The sequence below is a fragment of the Pseudomonas sp. 20P_3.2_Bac5 genome, assembly GCF_025466035.1.
In the GTDB taxonomy this organism is placed as follows: Bacteria; Pseudomonadota; Gammaproteobacteria; order Pseudomonadales; family Pseudomonadaceae; genus Aquipseudomonas.
In genome coordinates this window covers 26,630-45,648 of sequence record NZ_JANLOA010000061.1, presented here as the reverse complement: position 1 = coordinate 45,648, position 19,019 = coordinate 26,630, and the positions used below count along the sequence as shown (strand labels likewise).

General features: G+C 65.0%; 13 protein-coding genes. 11 read left to right on the top strand and 2 right to left on the bottom strand.

The genetic code is table 11. From position 1 onward, the window contains the following. Positions 1-21 precede the first annotated feature (21 nt). Together NTD88_RS09995 and NTD88_RS09990 are read right to left on the bottom strand one after the other, a co-directional pair. The gene (locus NTD88_RS09995; RefSeq protein WP_262154892.1) at positions 22-3,150 is read right to left on the bottom strand and encodes an efflux RND transporter permease subunit; all 3,129 of its coding nucleotides are present in this window, start codon (positions 3,148-3,150) and stop codon (positions 22-24) included. 11 nt (positions 3,151-3,161) lie between these two features. Beyond that, positions 3,162-4,340 carry an efflux RND transporter periplasmic adaptor subunit gene (locus NTD88_RS09990; RefSeq protein WP_262154891.1) on the bottom strand — a complete coding sequence of 393 codons (1,179 nt, stop codon included), beginning with the start codon at positions 4,338-4,340 and terminating at the stop codon, positions 3,162-3,164. A 157-nt stretch (positions 4,341-4,497) separates the two neighbouring features. Between NTD88_RS09990 and NTD88_RS09985 the strand changes: the two genes are divergently transcribed. From NTD88_RS09985 to NTD88_RS09935, 11 genes are all read left to right on the top strand, one after another. Beyond that, on the top strand, positions 4,498-5,199 hold the full coding sequence (locus tag NTD88_RS09985; RefSeq protein ID WP_262129382.1) for a response regulator transcription factor: 702 nt from the start codon (positions 4,498-4,500) through the stop codon (positions 5,197-5,199). Between the two features lie 9 nt (positions 5,200-5,208). After that, a complete protein-coding gene (locus NTD88_RS09980; RefSeq protein WP_262129383.1) occupies positions 5,209-6,507 on the top strand; it encodes an ATP-binding protein in 1,299 nt (432 codons plus the stop codon). A 282-nt stretch (positions 6,508-6,789) separates the two neighbouring features. Beyond that, a complete protein-coding gene (locus NTD88_RS09975; protein WP_262154890.1) occupies positions 6,790-7,272 on the top strand; it encodes a fimbrial protein in 483 nt (160 codons plus the stop codon). Positions 7,273-7,322: 50 nt separating this feature from the next. Beyond that, entirely contained in the window at positions 7,323-7,805 is a 483-nt protein-coding gene (locus NTD88_RS09970; RefSeq protein WP_095155001.1) for a CS1 type fimbrial major subunit, read from the top strand. A gap of 327 nt (positions 7,806-8,132) precedes the next feature. Then, a complete protein-coding gene (locus tag NTD88_RS09965) occupies positions 8,133-8,615 on the top strand; it encodes a fimbrial protein (protein WP_262154889.1) in 483 nt (160 codons plus the stop codon). A 107-nt stretch (positions 8,616-8,722) separates the two neighbouring features. After that, positions 8,723-11,224, top strand: a complete 2,502-nt coding sequence (locus tag NTD88_RS09960) for a TcfC E-set like domain-containing protein (RefSeq protein WP_262154888.1) — start codon at positions 8,723-8,725, stop codon at positions 11,222-11,224. Further along, on the top strand, positions 11,221-12,393 hold the full coding sequence (locus NTD88_RS09955; RefSeq protein WP_262154887.1) for a hypothetical protein: 1,173 nt from the start codon (positions 11,221-11,223) through the stop codon (positions 12,391-12,393). The genes NTD88_RS09960 and NTD88_RS09955 overlap by 4 nt, the downstream gene beginning before the upstream one ends. 39 nt (positions 12,394-12,432) lie before the next feature. Next, positions 12,433-13,161: a molecular chaperone gene (locus NTD88_RS09950; RefSeq protein WP_095154999.1), complete on the top strand. Its 729-nt coding sequence runs from the start codon at positions 12,433-12,435 to the stop codon at positions 13,159-13,161. A gap of 181 nt (positions 13,162-13,342) precedes the next feature. After that, complete coding sequence (locus NTD88_RS09945; RefSeq protein WP_095154998.1) at positions 13,343-13,969, top strand: response regulator transcription factor; 627 nt, start codon at positions 13,343-13,345, stop codon at positions 13,967-13,969. A 25-nt stretch (positions 13,970-13,994) separates the two neighbouring features. Next, positions 13,995-17,615 carry a transporter substrate-binding domain-containing protein gene (locus NTD88_RS09940; RefSeq protein WP_262154886.1) on the top strand — a complete coding sequence of 1,207 codons (3,621 nt, stop codon included), beginning with the start codon at positions 13,995-13,997 and terminating at the stop codon, positions 17,613-17,615. A 97-nt stretch (positions 17,616-17,712) separates the two neighbouring features. Beyond that, positions 17,713-18,909: an EAL domain-containing protein gene (locus NTD88_RS09935; RefSeq protein WP_095154996.1), complete on the top strand. Its 1,197-nt coding sequence runs from the start codon at positions 17,713-17,715 to the stop codon at positions 18,907-18,909. Positions 18,910-19,019: the final 110 nt, after the last annotated feature.

Below are 19,019 nucleotides of genomic sequence, written 5' to 3'. Positions count from 1 at the left end.
TGCGCGCCGCCGGGCTGTCCATCAGCTTTCGCTGATGGCGGCCGATGCGGCCTCGGCCTGTTTGCGGCGGTAGCCGGTCAGGCGCATCACCACCACGAAGAACACCGGTACGAACACAATCGCGAGCGTGGCGCTGAGCATGCCGCCGACCACCCCGGTGCCGATCGCCTGCTGGCTGGCCGAGCTGGCGCCGGTGGCGATGGCCAGCGGCACCACGCCAAGGATGAACGCCAGCGAGGTCATGACGATCGGCCGCAGGCGCAGGCGCGCGGCTTGCACCGTAGCGTCCACCAGGTCGTGGCCCTGATCCACCAGGCTCTTGGCGAACTCGATGATCAGGATGGCGTTCTTCGCCGACAGGCCGATCAGGGTAATCAGGCCGACCTTGAAGAACACATCGTTGGGCAGCCCGCGCAGGGTCACCGCGAGCACCGCGCCGAGAATCCCCAGCGGCACCACCAGCAGCACCGAGGTCGGGATCGACCAGCTTTCATACAGCGCCGCCAGGCAGAGAAACACCACCAGCAACGACAGGCCCATCAACAACGGCGCCTGGCTGCCGGACAAACGCTCCTGCAACGACAGCCCGGTCCATTCCAGGCCGAAGCCCAGCGGCAGTTCGCCCACCAGCCGTTCGACCTCCGCCATGGCATCGCCGGAGCTGTAGCCCGGGGCCGGTTCGCCGCTGACGGCGATGGCCGGATAGCCGTTGTAGCGGGTCAGTTGCACCGGCCCGGACACCCATTGGGCGCGGGCGAAGGCGGCCAGCGGAACCATCTTGCCGCTGCTGTTGCGCACGTGAATCTTCAGCAGGTCCTCGACCTGGCTGCGGCGGTCGCCTTCGGCCTGCACCACCACCCGCTGCATGCGACCCTGGTTGGGGAAGTCGTTGACGTAGCTGGAGCCCACTGCGGTGTTCAGCACCGTGCCGATATCGGCGAAGGACACGCCCAGGGCGTTGGCCTGCTTGCGGTCGATCTCCAGTTGCACCTGCGGGCTTTCGGCCAGGGCGCTTTCGCGCACGTTGACCAGCACCGGGCTCTTTTCCGCGGCGGCGAGCAACTGGTCGCGGGCGGCCATCAAGCGGGTGTAACCGAGGCCACCACGGTCCTGCAGGCGGAACTCGAAGCCGGTGGAGGTGCCCAGTCCGTCCACTGGCGGTGGCAGCACCGAATAGGCGATGGCGTTCTTGAACTGGCTGAAGGCGATGGTCGCGCGCTCGGCGATGGCCGCGGCGGCGTCGTTGGCGCTGCGCTCGGACCAGTCCTTGAGCGTGGTGAACACCAGCGCGGCGTTCTGGCCGTTGCCGGAGAAGCTGAAGCCGAGGATCACCGTGGTGTCGCCCACGCCCGGTTCGGCGGCGTTGTGCGCCTCGATCTGCGCCGCCACCTGCTCGGTGCGTTCGCGGCTGGCACCGGGCGGCAACTGCACGTCGGTGATGGTGTAGCCCTGGTCCTCGGTGGGCAGGAACGACGACGGCAACTGGCTGAAACTCATCACCAGCACGCCCAGCAGTACGGCATACAGCAGCAGGTAGCGACCGCTGCGGGCGATGGCGTGGACCACCCAGCGCTGGTAGCCGTTGCTCATCGACTCGAAACGGCGGTTGAACCAGCCATAGAGGCCGCGACGTTCGTGGTGCTCGCCCTTGGCCACCGGTTTGAGCAGGGTGGCGCACAGCGCCGGGGTCAGGCTCAGGGCGAGGAAGGCCGAGAACAGAATCGACACCGCCATGGACATGGAGAATTGCTGGTAGATCACCCCCACCGATCCGCTCATGAAGGCCATCGGCAGGAACACCGCCACCAGCACCAGGGTGATACCGATGATCGCGCCGCTGATCTGGCCCATCGCCTTGCGGGTCGCCTCACGCGGCGGCAGGCCTTCTTCCATCATGATCCGCTCGACGTTCTCCACCACGACGATGGCGTCGTCCACCAGGATGCCGATGGCCAGCACCATGCCGAACAGGGTCAGCACGTTGATCGAGAAACCCAGCGCCAGCATGCTGGCGAAGGTGCCCATCAGCGCCACCGGCACCACCAGCGTCGGGATCAGCGTGTAGCGGATGTTCTGCAGGAACAGCAGCATCACCAGGAACACCAGCACCATGGCCTCGCCCAGGGTGTTGATCACCTGGGTGATGGAGACCTTGACGAACGGCGAGGTGTCGTAAGGGATCGACCAGGTCGCGCCCGGCGGGAAGTAGCGCGACAGCTCCTCCATCTTCGCCCGCACCAGGTCGGCGGTCTGCATGGCGTTGGCGCCGGGCGCCAGTTGCACGCTGAAGGCGGTGGCCGGCTTGCCGTTGAGGCGAGTGCCGAACTGGTATTCCTGGCTGCCGATCTCGACCCGCGCGACATCGCCGATGGTCACGCTGGAGCCGTCCTGGTTGGCGCGCAGGACGATGGCGGCGAACTCTTCCGGGCTCGACAACTGGCCCTTGACCAGCACGTTGGCGGTGATTTCCTGACCGGAGCGGCCCGGCAGGTCGCCGATGCTGCCCGGCGCGACCTGGGCGTTCTGCGCGGCGATGGCGTTGTTGACGTCCTCGGGTGTCAGGTTGAAGCCGATCAGTTTCTGCGGATCGATCCAGATCCGCATGGCCCGCTCGGAGCCATACAACTGCGCCTTGCCGACGCCTTCGAGGCGGCGGATCTCGTTCATCACGTTGCGCGCGAGGAAGTCGCTCAGGGCGGTTTCGTCGAGGCGATCGTCGTCAGCGGTGAGGGTCACCAGCAACAGGAAACCGGTGGAGACTTTTTCCACCTGCAGGCCCTGTTGAGTGACGGCGCGCGGCAGGCGCGACTCGACGATCTTCAGGCGGTTCTGCACATCGACCTGGGCCAGTTCCGGGTTGGTGCCGGGTTCGAAGGTGGCGGTAATGGTGGCGCTGCCGAGACTGCTCTGCGACTGGAAGTACAGCAGGTGATCGGCGCCATTGAGTTCCTGCTCGATCAGGCTGACCACGCTTTCATCCATGGTCTGGGCCGAGGCGCCCGGATAGACGGCGTAGATTTCCACCTGCGGCGGCGCCACGTTGGGGTACTGCGCCACCGGCAGCTTGGGCAGCGCCAGCGCGCCGGCAAGCAGGATAAACAGCGCGACCACCCAGGCGAACACCGGGCGATCAATGAAAAACTGCGGCATGAATCAGGCCCTCACTGGCCGGTGGTCTGGACGATGGGTTGGTCACCCGCGGCGCCCGGCGTGATCTGAACCGGGTCGCCGGCCTTGACGTGCTGCAGGCCCTCGGTCACCACACGGTCGCCGGGGCTCAGGCCGTCGCTGACGATCCAGCGGTTGTTCTGCGCGCTGCCCAGGGTCACCGCGCGTTCGGTGATGCGTTGCTCGGCGTCCACCAGCAGCACCCGCGGCTGGCCGGCGCTGTCACGCAGGATGGCCTGTTGCGGCACGCTGATGCCCTGGGGCTGGACCGCCTGTTCCAGGCGCACGCGGATAAAACTGCCGGGCAGCAGGTCGAGGTCTGGGTTGGGGAATTCGCTGCGCAGGGTGATCTGCCCCGTGCCCGGGTCGACGCTGATGTCCGAGAACAGCAGCTTGCCGGCCAGCGGGTAGGGCGTGCCGTCGTCCTGGATCAGGGTGACTTTCGCCTGGTCCTGGCCGACCTGCTGCAACTCGCCGGCCCGCAGTGCGCGGCGCAGGGCATTGATCTCGCGGGTGGACTGGGTGAGGTCGGCGTGGATCGGGTCCAGTTGCTGGATGATCGCCAGCGGCGTCGATTCGTTCTGGCCGACCAGCGCGCCCTCGGTGACCAGCGCGCGGCCGACCCGGCCGGAAATCGGCGCGGTCACCGTGGCATAGCCCAGGTTCAGCCGCGCCCGTTCGACGGCAGCCTTGGCCGCGGCGACCTCGGCGTCGGCCTGCATGATTGCGGCGCGGGCGTTGTCGCGGTCCTGGCGGCTGACCGCGTTGATCTCGATCAGCTCGGCATAGCGCTGGTCTTGCAGGCGCGCCTGGTAGCGTGTCGCCTCGGCCTTGGCCTGGGCGGCGCGGGCGCTGTCGAAGTCGGCCTGGAACGGCGCCGGGTCGATGCGGAACAGCACGTCGCCCTGTTTCACGTCGCTGCCTTCGCGGTATTCGCGCTTGAGCACCACGCCGGCCACGCGGGCGCGGACTTCGGCGATGCGCGGCGCCTGGATGCGCCCGGACAGTTCGCTGCTGATGGCCAGCGGCTGCACCCGCACGGTTTCCACCGTGACGTTCGGCGCGGGGGCTTTTTGTTCCTCGGGCGGCTTGCTGTCACAGGCGCCCAGCAGCAGGGCGAGGGCGGTGAGGGGGAGCAGACGTCGCAGACGGGCGGGGCTTGAAGGCAACATACGGATCTTCCATAAATGACCGCCGAATGGTAAGGCAGGCGCGCGACCAGCGGCTGTGAAGCTCTGTAGAGCGTCTGTTAAAAAGTGTGAACAAATAACTCGTTACCTTTTCCGGTTCTATATTCTGCGTTCCTTTCCCTGTTCTCCAAGTCAACTCATGCCCAACATTCTCCTGGTCGAAGACGACTGCGCCCTGTCCGAATTGATTGCCAGCTACCTCCAGCGCAACGGCTTTACCGTGAGCGTCATCGCCCGTGGCGATCTAGTGCTGGAGCAGGTGCGCCGCGACAAACCTGATCTGGTGATCCTCGATTTGATGCTGCCCGGCCTCGACGGCCTGCAGGTCTGCCGCCACCTGCGGGGCGAGTCGCAGAGCCTGCCGATCCTCATGCTCACCGCCCGCGACGACAGTCACGATCAGGTGCTGGGCCTGGAAATGGGCGCCGACGACTACGTTGCCAAGCCCTGCGAACCGCGGGTGTTGCTGGCGCGGGTGCGGACCCTGCTGCGCCGCAGCAGCATTACCGAGCCGCACCTTGAGAGCGACCGGGTGCTGATCGGCGCCCTGTGCATCGACCTCGCCGAGCGCACGGTGTCCTGGCGCGGGCAGCCGGTGGAACTGTCCAGCGGCGAGTTCAACCTGCTGGTGGTGCTGGCGCGCAATGCCGGCACGGTGCTCAGCCGCGACCATATCCTCCAGCACCTGCGCGGCATCGAGTTCAACGGCACCGACCGCTCGGTGGACGTGGCGATTTCCAAGTTGCGCCGCAAGTTCGACGACAACGCCGGCGAAGCACGGAAGATCAAGACCGTGTGGGGCAAGGGCTACCTGTTCAGCCGCGTGGAATGGGAGGTCTGAGGCCGGACCATGCTGAAAATCCTCGTTCGCCTCTACCTGCTCACCATCGTCACCTACGCCGGGGCGATCTTCCTGGTGCCGGAAGTCATCCTCAAGGCGTTCAACGAACGTTACCTGGCGTACAACCTGGAGCAGGCGCGGGGCGTGCAGGCGCTGATCGTCCGCCAGTTCCGCCAGGCGCCGGAGAGCGAATGGCCGGCGGTGGCGAAGGCGCTGGCGGTCGATTTCGCGCCGCTGGCGGTCGAGCTGATGCCGAGCACCTCGGCCGATCTGACCGAGCAGGAACGTGTGCGCCTGGACGCCGGGCAGAACGTGGTGCGCCTGGGTGACTGGGGCTATTACGAGACCGCCATCGCGCCGCTCAACGGCCAGTGGCTGGTGGCCCTGCGCAACCCGCCGGACCCGTTCGACATCAACCTGTTGTCGTGGGGCATCACCGTACTGATCGGCGCCGCGCTGCTCGGCTGCCTGCTGCTCTGGCTGTGGCCGCACTGGCGCGACCTGCAACGGCTCAAGGCCACCGCGCAGTTGCTCGGGCAGGGGCAGTTGTCGGAGCGCACGATGATTTCCTCGCGCTCCAACATCGGCGAACTGGCCCAGGTGTTCGACACCATGGCCCACGACCTGGAGCAACTGCTGACCCAACAGCGCGAACTGCTCAACGCGGTGTCCCATGAGTTGCGCACACCGCTGACCCGTCTCGACTTCGGCCTGGTGCTGCTTTATGACGAACTGCCGGCCACCAGCCGCAAGCGCCTGATGCAACTGGTCGGGCATGTTCGCGAGCTGGATGAGCTGGTGCTCGAACTGCTGTCCTACAGCCGCTTGCAAACCCCTGGGCAAAACGTCGAACGGGTCGAGGTGTCGTTGCTGGAGTTCGTCGACAGCATTCTCGGCAGCTTCGCCGAGGAACTCGACAGCCGTGACATCTGCTGGGAGGTCTGCGCAGCCAACGACTTGCCGCGGTTCGCCCTGGACCCACGGCTTACCGCCCGCGCCGTGCAGAACCTGATCCGCAACGCCATGCGCTACTGCGACCGGCGACTGCTGCTGGAACTCGGCCAGGACGCGGCGGGCAACTGTCTGCTCAGCGTCGAGGACGACGGCATCGGCATCCCCGAACACGAGCGTGAGCAGATCTTCCAGCCGTTCTATCGCCTGGACCGCAGCCGCGACCGGGCTACCGGCGGGTTCGGCCTGGGCCTGGCCATCAGCCGTCGGGTCATCGAGAGCCAGGGCGGGCAACTGACGGTCGGCCCGTCGGCGTTGGGCGGTGCCCGGTTCAGCATTCGACTGCCCCGGCGATAGGCACCCCGGCGCTTTTCCCACGGCGCCGGGTGTACTCACATTCAATCCTTCCTTCCGCAATAACGGCCCAGCGCCACGCGCCATTCGCACATTTCCCCGAGCTGTTTCATGGGCTGTAAGTAGGCTCGGTGGGAAATTTCCCGGTGTCACTGGGATACGTCTGATGTAAGCCTTTTTCCCAGTCACGAATAATCCGTCCTGCCCATCTGGCGCCAGCAACCCTTCCCCGGCGGCGTCTTTGGTGGGCTTCGGAATTTTCGTTCCTCAGATAGGGAAAAGATCATGAAATACAGTGCGTTCGCGCTTCCGTTGGCCTTGATGCTGGCGGCGGGCACAGTTTCGGCGGCCGAGCCGATCAACAAGCAGGTCAAGCTCGTCGGCACCATTCCGACCGAGTTCTTCAACGTGATCGATAGCGGCAATTGGTGGGGCAAGAATCACGAGTTGAGCTGGGTGGAAGGTGAAGGTTTCGCCTTGTTCAAACAGCGGCTCATCTTCGTGAGCACAGTCGGTGCCGTCACTGCGCACCTGACGCTGCCGGCGCAACTCACCAATGACAAGGACGATGTGATCGCCATGCGCCTCAGGGTCGCCGGAAAGACCCTGAGCACCCTGCCGCAGGAAGTGGCCAGCGCGGAAGAGATGCTGACGGGCAAACCGTTCATGGTGGATTTCGATCTGTCCGCCGACTCTACGGCGATGCCCGCGCCCGGCGACTATTCGGGGGTCTTCGGCATGATGTTCGAGACTAAGGCGCCTTTGTAAGCGGCGGCAGGTCGTCGAAATCAATCCGTACTCCCACAAGGAACTGAATTATGAAATACCGTTTTTTCGCGCTTCCTCTGGCGCTGATGCTGGCCTCGGGAGGCGCATCAGCCGTCCAGCCGATCGAAGGTAACTTCACGGTCTCCGGCACGGTGCCCACGGAAAGCTTCAGCGTTATCGACCCCGCTAACTGGATGAGCCAGACCCAGACCCTGAACTGGAACGTCATCGGTACCGGGTTTACCCCGCTCCAGCAAAAACTCCTGCTGAAAAGCACGGTCGGCGCCATCACGGCATACATGCTCGAACCGGCGCAAATCAGCAGTGGCGATAACGTGATTCCGATGCAGGTGGCCGTCAACATGGTGGCTCTTACCGAGTCTCCCAGAATCGTGCTCAGGGCCGACCTGGCTCCGCCGGGCCTTCTGGTGCAATTCAATGCCAGCGTGCTCAACCCGAGCACCATCGAACGTACTCCGGGCGATTACGCCGGCACCTTGAGCATGATGTTCGAGACCGCGCCCCCCCTGTAGCCATTCATTCACCGGGCCCTCTTTGCCTATTACCGGGTCGCTCCGGGTTCTTGCCTGCACAGGCGCGGGGCGACTGCTGGGCTTTTTCCATTCGCTGACGAGCAGCGACACGTCTTTGGCGATACCTGTTCGACCGGCCTGAGCGCCGGGATGATCGCCAATGACCTGTTGCACCCCCTGGTAGTCGCCGGCCTTTCGGCGCAGCGGGTTGATGAGTGCATGCAATACGGTTCTTCGCTTCCTGGGCCAGATGTTCGAGACCGCCGCGCCGCTGTAGCCAGCGGCCGGTCGCCGAAATCAATTGGTACTCCGACAAGGAACTGAATCATGAAATACAGCATTTTCGCGCTCCCTCTGACACTGATGCTGGCCTCGGAATGCGCATCAGCCATCGAACCGCTCGAAGGGCACTTCAGCCTCACGGGCACGGTGCCCACGGAAAGTTTCAGCGTCGTAGGTCCCGGCAACTGGATGGACCAGACCCAGACATTGACGTGGGGCGGCGCCGGCACATCCTTCGGCATATTCAGGCAGAAGATCCTGATGAAAAGCACGGTGGGCGCCATTTCGGCCTATCTGGTCGAGCCCGCGCACATCAGCAATGGCGATAACGTCCTCAGCCTGATGGTGCAGGTCAACAACGTCACCCTTTCGGAGGTTCCCAGAGAGGTCGTCAGACCCGAGGTGGCCGCGCCCGGTGTGCTGGTGAACTTTCAGACCTGGGTGCCCCCCAGCAGCAACCCTCAGTACCTCCCGGGGGATTACGCCGGCGCGTTGAACATGATGTTCGAGACCGCTCCCCCCTTGTAGCCATTCACCGGCTGCTTCCTTGCCCATTTTCGGGGCGCACTGACTTTTGCCGGATTGCAGGAGTGGGGCGACCGCGGGCCTCTTTTCATTCGCTGATGAGCAGTGACATGTCTTTGGCAATATCCATTCGACTGACCTTGGGCTGCTGTGCCGCAACGGTCTGGCTGGCATCTGCCTGGGCAAACGGGTCGACGGAGCAGAGCAGTCGACCAGGGATTCTCCGGCAGGCGGAAGGCTTGCCCAAAGGGTTTGATGAGCATTTTTTCGAGGTGCCGCTGGCGGTGCGGGTCGAGCTGGACGGTCGTTTGCTGGGTGAGGCACTGGTGGTGCTGAGCCGCGACGACCGCGTCCAGTTGCTGAACTTCACCGACAGCCGCGACAGCCAGGAGCCGGAAATCCTCCGCCAGGCCTGGGCGGTCGCGCTGGGCAACGGGCTGGCGCTGGGCAACTGCGAGCGTAGCTGCCCGCGTGATTTGCTGGCGCTTCACTACGACCTTCTGGAGTCGCGGCTGTCGATCCTCACCCGCGGCGCGGAAAGCAGCGGCCAGGAGACGTACCACCGTTTGCCGGAGCAGGGCAGCCGCGGGCTGATCCTGCGCAACCAGCTCAACCTCAGCCGCGACGGCGAACAGACCGTCGGGCGCTACGCGCTGCAGGGGCAGGGCAGCATCGGCAACTGGACCGCGTTGGCCGAAGCCCGTTTTGACCGCAGCGGCGGTCGCTATGAAGAAACCCGGCAGAACATCGACCAGCTCTACGCCGAGCGAATCCATGAGGACCGTTTCTTCCGCCTGGGCTATTTCACACCCGATGTTCAGGGCCTGAGCCGCCAGCCGCTGTTGCTCGGCAACACACCGGAAACCACCTTGGGGGTGATGTTCGGCAGCAGCGACAGCCTGGCGGTGAACAATGGCAGCGCCAGCGTCACGCCGATCTATGTCACCCCCAATCGCCAAGGCCAGGTGGAGATTTACCGCAACGGCCAGTTGATCCAGACGCAGCCGGTCGCGCCGGGTTTGCAGGTGCTGGACACCCGCGGCCTGCCCGGCGGCATCTACGAGGTGGAAGTGCGCCTGATCGAGGACGGCCAGATCACCTCGCAGAGCAACGAGTTCGTCTACAAACCCAATAACTGGAGCAACACCGATTCGCCCTGGCGCTACAACCTGTATGCCGGTCAGCGCCAGGAACTGCTGGGCAGCGACGATGAATCAAGCGCCGGCGGCCTGAGTGCCGGGGTCATCGCCAATTACCTGCTGCACCCGCGGGTGGTCACCGGCCTGTCGGCGCAGCGGGTCGATGACTACATGCAATACGGCTCCTCCCTCGATTGGCATGTGCTGGATCGCTTGCAACTGCTGGGCAGCGTGTTTCGTACCGACGGCCTGGGCAATGGCTACGACCTGCGGGGTATTTTCCAGTACGGCAGCGGCAGCGTGATTCTCAGCCACAGCAGTACGGCATTCGAGCCGCGTCGGACCGGGCGCGATGAGGTGATGGCGCCGGGGCGAACGGGGCAGTCTTCGCTGTCGTTGAATCACCGCCTCAACCGTGAATACACGGCCAGCCTGCGGGTGAGCCGCGACACGGGCGGCAGCGCCGGCACGGCGATGGACCTGGGCCTGTCCTATTTCGGCAAGCTCTGGGACAGCAACGCGAACTGGCGGGTTTCGCTGTTCGACCGGCCCGGCACCGAGAGCAGCGGCGATCGCCGCAGCCGTGGCATCAATTTCAGCGTCAGCACCAGCCTGGGCGGTTCGGACCGCCGCCTGTCCGCCAGCCTGGGAACGCGAACCTCGCGCGACGGCGGGCAGGACCGCAACGCCGCGCTGACCTACCAACACCTGCCCGAACAGGGCAGCGTGCGCAGCATCGCCGGCACGGTCAGTTTCGACCGCTACGGCACCGGCCTGACGGCAGACACCCAATTTGAAAACAGCGCCTTGAACGGCGATGCCTTCATCCAGCGCTCGTCCTTCAACCAGGACTTCAGCGCCGGCCTGAACCTCGACAGCACCCTGGCCGTGGGCGGCGACCACCTGGGCTTCAGCGGCCAGTACCTGCCGTATGCGGCCGGGCTGATCGTCGATGTGGAAACCGATGTGCCCAACCTGCAATTGCGCGCCAACGACTCCGAAGGCAGCAGCAGCGTGTTGCGCCCCGGGCGCAACGTGGTGCCGGTCAATGCCTACAAGTCCGGCCATGTGCTGCTGGATTTCCTGTCCGGCTATGACGCCAGCGCCGTCATCCAGCCACCGACGCTGACCTATCACCTCAACCGCGGCGGCGTCGAGTACCACCGGTTGCGGGTCATGCGCACGGTCACCGTGATCGGTCGCTTGCTGGATGAGCAGAGCAAGCCGCTGCGCGGTGCGATGTTGATCAACCACGCCAGCCGCGGCGTGAGTGAAGCCGACGGATTCTTCGTGGTGGAAATCAGCGAGGCGGTGCCGACGCTGGAGGTCCAGCACCGGGGCCGGCAGTTGTGTGTGCTGCGGGTCGACCCGCAAGGGCCGCGTGAAGACGGTGTGTTGCTGGCCGGTGATCAGCGGTGTGAGGCGAGGACTCTGGTTCGCGGTGAACCAGGCCCGTCAGGAGAGGGTGTATGACGCAGTTCCACGCTTGGAAAACGCTTGCATGCCTGCTGCTGATGCTGCAGGCGGGCGCGGGGTCTACCCCGGCCAACGCGACGGAGGTGACGGTCAGTGCCGAGTACCGTGGTGGCCTCGACTTTGTCCACACGTCCCGCGCGCCGGACTTCTGCGGACGCTGGCCGGGGCAATGCAACGCCGGGCCGGCACTCGACCTGCCCATCAGCTATGAGCTGGCGACGCAGGACAAGGAGGGCGGCGGTGCGGGTTACTCGATCCGGGTGCCGGGCCGGCGCCAGGTCACGGTGACCAACGAACGAAGCGGCGAATCCTACTCGCTGGAATTCGAAATCCTCGCGCTGGGCCTGCAGGTCGACACGGCGGCCGGCGCGGCGGCGTCCCGCCCAGTGCAGGGCGGATGCGCCGTCGCCGGCGCGCAGAATGCCGGGGCACGGAGCCACTACCTGTGGCGGATCAACACGCCGGCGCAACCGGCCACGTGTTTCTCGGCCAGGCCGGATGACGCTGTCGATGATGCCGCCCGCTTGCGCATCGGTGAGCTTGGCCTGGCCTACCGGCTGAGCACGCCGTCACCTTTGAAAATGAAGCCGGGCAAGTACCGCGGACGCCTGGTGCTCAGCGTCGGCCCTGGCGCGGACTTCGACCTCGGCCACGGCGTGGCGGGGCTCACCACCGACAGCCTCGGGATCAGCGTCGAACTCGACGTGGTGCATGCCTTCCGCCTCGAATTCGCCCAGGGCAGCGAGCAGGTCGTGCTGGAACCTTCCGGCGGCTGGAGCCAGTGGTCCAACCGCCTTCCGCACCGGCTGTACCGCGATGTCGCCCTGCGCGTCTGGTCGTCCGGTCCTTTCAGTGTCCACCTGCGCTGCCAATACAACGAGGCGCAACGCTGTGGCATGCGCAATCGAGCCAATGAGCATCAGGTGCCGCTGCACGTCGCCCTGACGTTGCCGGGAGGTTTCCTGCACTCCGGGCAAGCCGTGAGCCGGCTGACGCTGCCGGTGGGCGAGGCGATGGCGCTGAAACTGGAAAGCCTCCAGCCAATGCTCAATCAGGGCGGGGTTTTGCACTTCGACGTGGGCAAAACCCAGGTCAGCGAAATGGCCCGCTACCCCGGAATGGAGTACGCGGGCGATGTAACCGTGATTTTCGATGCGGGCATGTAGCGCCCGGGCACAAACGTATTTTTGACGAGGTGATGAACGATGAGAAAAACCCTTTGCGGCGTGTTGCTGCTGATAACCGGCGCCACGGCGCACGCCGCTCCACAGATCAACGTGGGCAACCTGTACGACTACATGGACGGCGAGCGCAGCACGATGCTCAAGCGGATACGCAACAGCGGCGACACCACGGCATTCGTCAAGGTCAGCGTGTTCGAGCTGGTCTATGACGCCCAGGGCAACATCACCGAGGTGGCGCAAGACGACCTGCCCCTGGAGCAGCGGCCACTGATCGCCAGCCCCGCCAGGCTGATCGTGCCGGCCTCGGGGATGCAGACGATGCGCGTGCTGTATCGCGGTGACCGGGCCAAGGAGCGCTATTTCCGCTTGCGCTTCATTCCGGTCGTCCCGGAACGCGGCGATGGCTTCGCCATCAGCGAAGCGGACGCCGAGCAATATGAAGCGCTCAAGGCCAAGGTCGAAATCCTCACCGGCTTCGGGTCGCTACTGTTCGTCCATCCCAACGGGGTGCAGTACCAGACCGACGTCTCGCGCGAAGGCCAGCGCTTCATCGTGCACAACCGTGGCAGCAGCACCGTGGTGCTGGACCATTTCAACGATTGCGACGCCACCGGCAAGCAGTGCTCGGTGGCGACCAAGCACCATATTCGCCCCGGCATCGACCGCGAATTCAGCCGCGACCCAGGGCGGGTGTATCGCTTTGAACTGATCGAAGGGCAAGAGCGGCGGCGGGTGGAAATCAAGGGTTGATCTAGTCGCTGGGAAATTTCCCTCGTTGATTAGGGAATTGTCCGATGCACATGTGCCTACCTGGCGGTCGATACTCTGCACCCTAAGTGCTGGCCTTTTGATGCTATTGAATCGCTTCCTCCCCAGGTAGGCACGGCATTCGAAACGGACCCTGCACGTTATCCAAAAACAGGGAGGATTCATGTACAAAGCCATGATCGTGGACGACCATCCGTTCATCCGCGCCAGTGTCAGAATGCTGCTCCGTCAGGAGCAATTCGAGGTCGTCGCCGAGGCCGACAACGGTATCGACGCCATGCGCCTGATCCGCGAACACGAGCCTGACATCGCCATCCTCGATATCGCCATCCCGCGTATCGACGGGCTCGAGATCATCACCCGGGTCAAAGCGGCGCAACTGAACATCAAGATGCTGGTGTTGACGTCCCAAGCGGTCGGGTATTTCTCGCTACGCTGCATGCGCCTGGGGGCTTCGGGCTTCGTCTCGAAGAACGATGACTTGAGCGAGCTGCGAAAGGCGGCGCTGGCAATCATGTCCGGCTACACCTACTTCCCGGAAATTTCCCTGAGCTCGGTAAACCGTTTCGACTGCCACGCCACCGAAACCCAGCGCATCGAAAAACTCACCGACCGCGAACTGCTGATCCTCCAGCAACTGGCCCGTGGCCTGAGCAACAAGGCCATCGGCGAGGCGATGCTGCTCAGCAACAAAACCATCAGCACCTACAAGACCCGCCTGCTGGAAAAGCTGCGGGTCAGCTCCCAGGTGGACCTGGCCGACCTGGCCAGGCGCCACACACTGATCTGACGCCCACTTGCGGTCTTTCCCTCCTATGCGGCGCGCCTTGCTGCTGTCGCTGGCGGTACTGTGCGTGTGCCTGTTCAGCGGCCTGACCAAGGCGGAAACGCCGAATCTGCTGGCCCGCTCGAGCCTCGACGACAACCTGCGCCTGGACCTGAACGACAACGACCGCCACTGGTTGTGGGCGCGGCGGACGTTGTGGCTCGGGGTTAGCCGGCCCGACCGCGTGCCGTTCGACATCACCGCCACCGGGCGCGATTACGAAGGCCTCACCGCCGATTACGCCGGTCTGCTGGGGGAATTGCTCGACGTGCAGATCCGCGTGCGCCGCTATGGCTCACGGGCCGAGGCGATCAGTGCGTTACAGCGCGGCGATATCGACCTGCTGGGCACCGTGTCAGCCGATGAGGCGGCGCGCAGCCGCCTGCTGCTGTCGCGGGCCTACGTAGAAAACCAGCCGGTGCTGGCCACGCGCAGCGACGATGGCGGCTCGCCGGACTCCGGCCGGCCCGGCGTGCGCCTGGCGATGCGCGAGGGCTACCTGTCCGAGGACCGCGCCCACGAACTGTTTCCCAATGCGCGCCTGGCGTTCTATCCGTCGCTGCTCAACGCCCTCGGCGCCGTGGCGTTCGGCCAGGCCGACCTGTTTCTCGGCGATGCCCTGGGTGCCCAATACCTGTTGCACAAGAATTACCTGGCCCACTTGCAGTTGTTCCCCACCGAGCTGCTTGAGGGCGGGCACTACGGCTTTGCCGTCAACAGCGACAACCTGCGCCTGAAACGGCTGGTCAACCAGGCCCTGGAGCGGATTTCCGAACAGGCGCGGCGGGCCATTCTGCGGCGCTGGAGCGGCGGTGCGACGAGCTTCGCCGCGCGGGGACAGCTTGACTTCACCGATGCCGAGCGCGAGTGGCTGCGTCAGCACCCGCGACTGACGGTGGCCATCGACGAGCAGTTCCTGCCGGTCAGCTACCTCGACGACCAGAACGTGTTTCGCGGCATCAGCGCCGATCTGCTGGAGCGCATCGCCCAGCGCACCGGGCTGGCCTTCGACATCGTCGCCGGCGGCGGCTTCGATGACATGGCGCAGCGCCTGGAGGTGCAGCAGGTGGATCTGGTGGCGGCGCTGCCGTTCAGCCGCGGCCGCCAGGAACAGGTGGGTTTCAGCCGTTCCTACCTGAGCAACAGCCTGGTGCTGGTCACCCGGGACAACGACCGTTACCTCGACAGCCTCGACGACCTGGCTGGCAAGCGCCTGGCCCTGGTTCAGGGCAGCGTGCTCGAAGACTACATGCGCGAACGTCACCCGCAGGTTCAGGTGCTCTGGAGCAGCGGCCCGCAGCAGGCGCTGGAACGGGTCGCCAGCGGTGAGGCGCAGGCGGCGGTGACCAGCCTGATCGGCGCGCGCTACAGCATCGCCCGGCAATTCCGTGGGCAACTGAGCATCCGCGCCGCGCTGCCGGTGCCGGCGGTGCATTTCGCCTTCGGTACGCGGCGCGGCGCGCGGGAGTTGCTGTCGATCATGAACAAGGCGCTGCTGAGCATCGCGCCGCAGGAGATGGACGAACTGACCAATCGCTGGCGCAACGAAGTGATCGTTGTCGACAGTTACTGGCAGAAGTATCGCGGGATGATCCTGCAAGGCTTCCTTATGGCCCTGATCCTTTTGCTGCTGGCGATGTACTGGATTCGCAGCCTGCGCCGCCAGGTGCACAAGCGCTTGCAGGCGGAACAGGCCCTCAACGACCAGCTCGAATTCATGCATGTGATGATCGACGGCACGCCGCATCCGATTTACGTGCGCGATCACGAAGGCTGCCTGCTGACCTGTAACGCCAGCTATCTGCGGGCCCTCAACGTCGAGCGCGACGCGGTGATCGGCCAGCCGGTGCCGGAATGGCTGATCGGCGCGGACCAGGCGCGGCGTTACCGCGAGTCCTATCGCCGGGTCATCGCCCAGGGCGCGTCGGTAGTGGAAGACCGCGAACTGCTGCTGGCCGGCGAGCGCCTGATCATCTACCACTGGATGCTGCCGTACCGCGCGAGCGACGGCCGGGTGGCCGGGGTGATTGGCGGCTGGGTCGATATCTCCGAACGCCAGCAACTCTACGACGCCCTGCAACTGGCCAAGGACGAAGCCGAGGCGGCCAACCAGGCCAAGACCACGTTCCTGGCGACCATGAGCCATGAGATCCGCACGCCGACCAACGCCTTGCTGGGCATGCTCGAACTGGCCTTGCGCAAAGCCGAGGAGGGCGTGCTCGACCGTCTCGCCATCGAAGTGGCGTCTGGCGCCGCCCGGGGCCTGCTGGATCTGGTGGGCGACATCCTTGATATCACCCGTATCGAATCCGGGCACCTGGAGCTGGTGCCGCAGCAGGTCGACCTGTGCCGCGAGGTGGAAAGCACGGTGCGCATGTTCGAGGCCCAGGCCCGACAGAAACGCCTGCACCTGGCGCTGGACATGGACAGCCACTGTTCGGTGCAGGTGCTGGTCGATCCGGTGCGCTTCAAACAGGTGCTGTCCAACCTCATCAGCAATGCGATCAAGTTCACCCACGAAGGCGAGGTCTGCGTGACCCTGGCGCTGGACGTGGACCGTGAACGGGTCGGACTGTGCCTGTCGGTGGAAGACACCGGCGTGGGTATTCCGCCAGACGAAATGGCCCTGCTGGGCAGCCCGTTTCGCCAGGCCAGCAACAACCAGCAGAGCGCCCGCTGCAGCTCGGGGCTGGGCTTGAGCATCAGCCACACGCTCTGCGCCATGATGGGCGGCGACATGTTGCTGGACAGCACCCTCGGCGTGGGCACCCGGGCGCGGATCAATCTTGACCTGCCGCGCCTGACACCGTCCGAGGCGGTACTGGCCAGCCTGCCGCAACTGCCCGCCCGCAGCGATGCGCCGCTGGATATCCTGGTGGTGGACGATTACCCGGCCAACCGCCTGCTGTTGCAGCAGCAACTGAGTTTTCTCGGCCACCGCGTAGTGACCGCGACCAACGGCGACGAAGGGCTGCGCACCTGGTTGCGGCAGCGTTTCGATGTGCTGATCACTGATTGCAATATGCCGGGCCTCAACGGCTATGCCCTGGCGCGGGCGGTGCGCGAGGACGAGCGGCGCAAGGGCAAGGTCTCGATCTTGTTGCTCGGCTGCACCGCCAATGCCCAGCCCACGGAGCGCAAGCGGTGTATCGAGGCCGGGATGGACGATTGCCTGTTCAAACCGCTGAACCTGAAGGACCTCGCTGGCAAGCTGGCCTCGGGCGAACCCGGCCTGGTGCCCGACGCCGGCGAAGGTGAGCTGAAACCGGGCAACGGGCTGGACCTGTCCAGCCTGCACAAGATCACCGGCGGCGATCCGACGGCGATCAAGGCCCTGTTGCAAGACCTGCTGACCAGCAACCGCGAAGACCTGGAAAAACTCGCCTACCTGCACGGCGAAGGTGACCTGGGCGGCCTCGCGGACCTGGTGCACCGGATCAAGGGCGGCGGCCGGATCATCAAGGCGCGCCGTTTGCTGCACGCCTGCGAAAACCTGGAAAAGGCCTGCCAGGACAGCGCGCCGGCGGAACGCATCGATCCGCTGGTGGACGACCTGCGCCAGGCCGTGACCGCGCTGACCCAGCGCCTGGAACTGTTTTGTCAGTCTTGAAGCGTCGGAGATTTCTGTCGAATGCTGGGAAGCCGCCTGATTCTTCCTGGCTGAACGGATAGGAATATGGGGCCTGGCCTATACGAGGGAAGCGGTTGTGCCTGCGAAGTCTTTGCGTGTCCTGATCCTTGAAAATCACTCTTTTCAGCGCGCCATCGCCGTGAAGATCCTTTGTCAACTCGGTTGCCGGGACGTCTTGGAAGCGTCCGCCGGCAGCGAAGCGATCACCTTGCTCGAGCGCATCGGCCGGGTCGATGTGGTGGTCTGCGATGTGCGCATGGAAGGTATGGACGGCCTCGAGTTTCTCCACCGCGCGGCGCAGGCGTCGCTGATCGGCGGGGTGATCGTCAGCAGCGGGCTGCATTCCGAGGTGCGCCGGGCCATTACCCTGCTGGTCGCTCGCCTGGGCGTGGTGTTTCTCGGCGATGTCGGCAAGCCGCTGCACCTGGAGAGCATGCGTGACGCACTGGCGCGGGTGCGCACCTTGCCCGCGCGCTCACTGGCCGCACCGGCCCAGGGGGTGGTGGTGACCGAAGCGGATATCCGCCGAGGGCTGTCGTACAAGGAGTTCGGCGCGCATTTCCTGCCGCGCTGTGATCTCGGCAACGGCGAAATCAAGGGCGTGGACGTGCGGGCGAGCTGGAAGCACCCGGTCCATGGCCTGCTGGCCGACAACCTGTTCATGCCCCTGGTGGAACGCGCTGGCCTGCTGGACGACATGCTGGTGGTGTTGCTGGAACAGGGCCTGGCCTTGCAGCGCGAACTGATGGCGCAGGGGCGGGTGCTGCGCCTGTGCTTTGCCCTGCGCTTGTCGCAGTTGTGTGGCCGCAGCCTGACCCGGCGGATCAAGTCGCTGATGCAGTTTCATCGTTCGGTGGGCCAGGGCATCGCCTTTGAATTGGCGTTCTGCAGCCCGCTGGAGACTTCGGCGATGCACCTGGAAAGCCTGACGCGCCTGCGCATGCTCGGTTGTGGCTTGTGCCTCGGTGAGTTCGGTAGCAATGGCGGGGCTTTCCAGCGCTTGTGCCAGCTGCCGTTCAATGAAATCAGGCTGGCCAGCCAGTTCATGCACGAACTGGAACACCAGCCCCGCCACCGCGCGGTGATCAGGAACAGTCTGGCCCTGGCCGGGTCGCTCGGCCTGGGCGTCACCGTCACCGGGGTGGAAAGCGCCGGCCAGCACCTGATCCTGATGGACATGGGCTGCGCGGTCGGCCAGGGCAGCTACTTCGCACCGGTGCTGGACCGTGAAGAACTGGTCCGGCGCCTCGGTCGGGGCACGCGCGGTTGCTGATGGACATGTTTATGACGGAAGGAGGTGTGGTGCGTCTGTACCGGATGCTAGCAATGTGCTACAAACTTTCGCTTTAACTTCAGGCTTTTAACCGCGCAAGGAAGGTGACC

Excerpts from the sequence above, each read along its gene's own strand:
- NTD88_RS09945 (WP_095154998.1), top strand. The coding sequence starts at position 13,343 with ATGTACAAAGCCATGATCGTGGACGACCATCCGTTCATCCGCGCCAGT.
- NTD88_RS09970 (WP_095155001.1), top strand. The coding sequence starts at position 7,323 with ATGAAATACCGTTTTTTCGCGCTTCCTCTGGCGCTGATGCTGGCCTCG.
- NTD88_RS09940 (WP_262154886.1), top strand. The coding sequence starts at position 13,995 with ATGCGGCGCGCCTTGCTGCTGTCGCTGGCGGTACTGTGCGTGTGCCTG.
- NTD88_RS09985 (WP_262129382.1), top strand. The coding sequence starts at position 4,498 with ATGCCCAACATTCTCCTGGTCGAAGACGACTGCGCCCTGTCCGAATTG.
- NTD88_RS09950 (WP_095154999.1), top strand. The coding sequence starts at position 12,433 with ATGAGAAAAACCCTTTGCGGCGTGTTGCTGCTGATAACCGGCGCCACG.
- NTD88_RS09960 (WP_262154888.1), top strand. The coding sequence starts at position 8,723 with ATGTCTTTGGCAATATCCATTCGACTGACCTTGGGCTGCTGTGCCGCA.
- NTD88_RS09990 (WP_262154891.1), bottom strand. The coding sequence starts at position 4,340 with ATGTTGCCTTCAAGCCCCGCCCGTCTGCGACGTCTGCTCCCCCTCACC.
- NTD88_RS09980 (WP_262129383.1), top strand. The coding sequence starts at position 5,209 with ATGCTGAAAATCCTCGTTCGCCTCTACCTGCTCACCATCGTCACCTAC.
- NTD88_RS09955 (WP_262154887.1), top strand. The coding sequence starts at position 11,221 with ATGACGCAGTTCCACGCTTGGAAAACGCTTGCATGCCTGCTGCTGATG.
- NTD88_RS09975 (WP_262154890.1), top strand. The coding sequence starts at position 6,790 with ATGAAATACAGTGCGTTCGCGCTTCCGTTGGCCTTGATGCTGGCGGCG.
- NTD88_RS09995 (WP_262154892.1), bottom strand. The coding sequence starts at position 3,150 with ATGCCGCAGTTTTTCATTGATCGCCCGGTGTTCGCCTGGGTGGTCGCG.
- NTD88_RS09965 (WP_262154889.1), top strand. The coding sequence starts at position 8,133 with ATGAAATACAGCATTTTCGCGCTCCCTCTGACACTGATGCTGGCCTCG.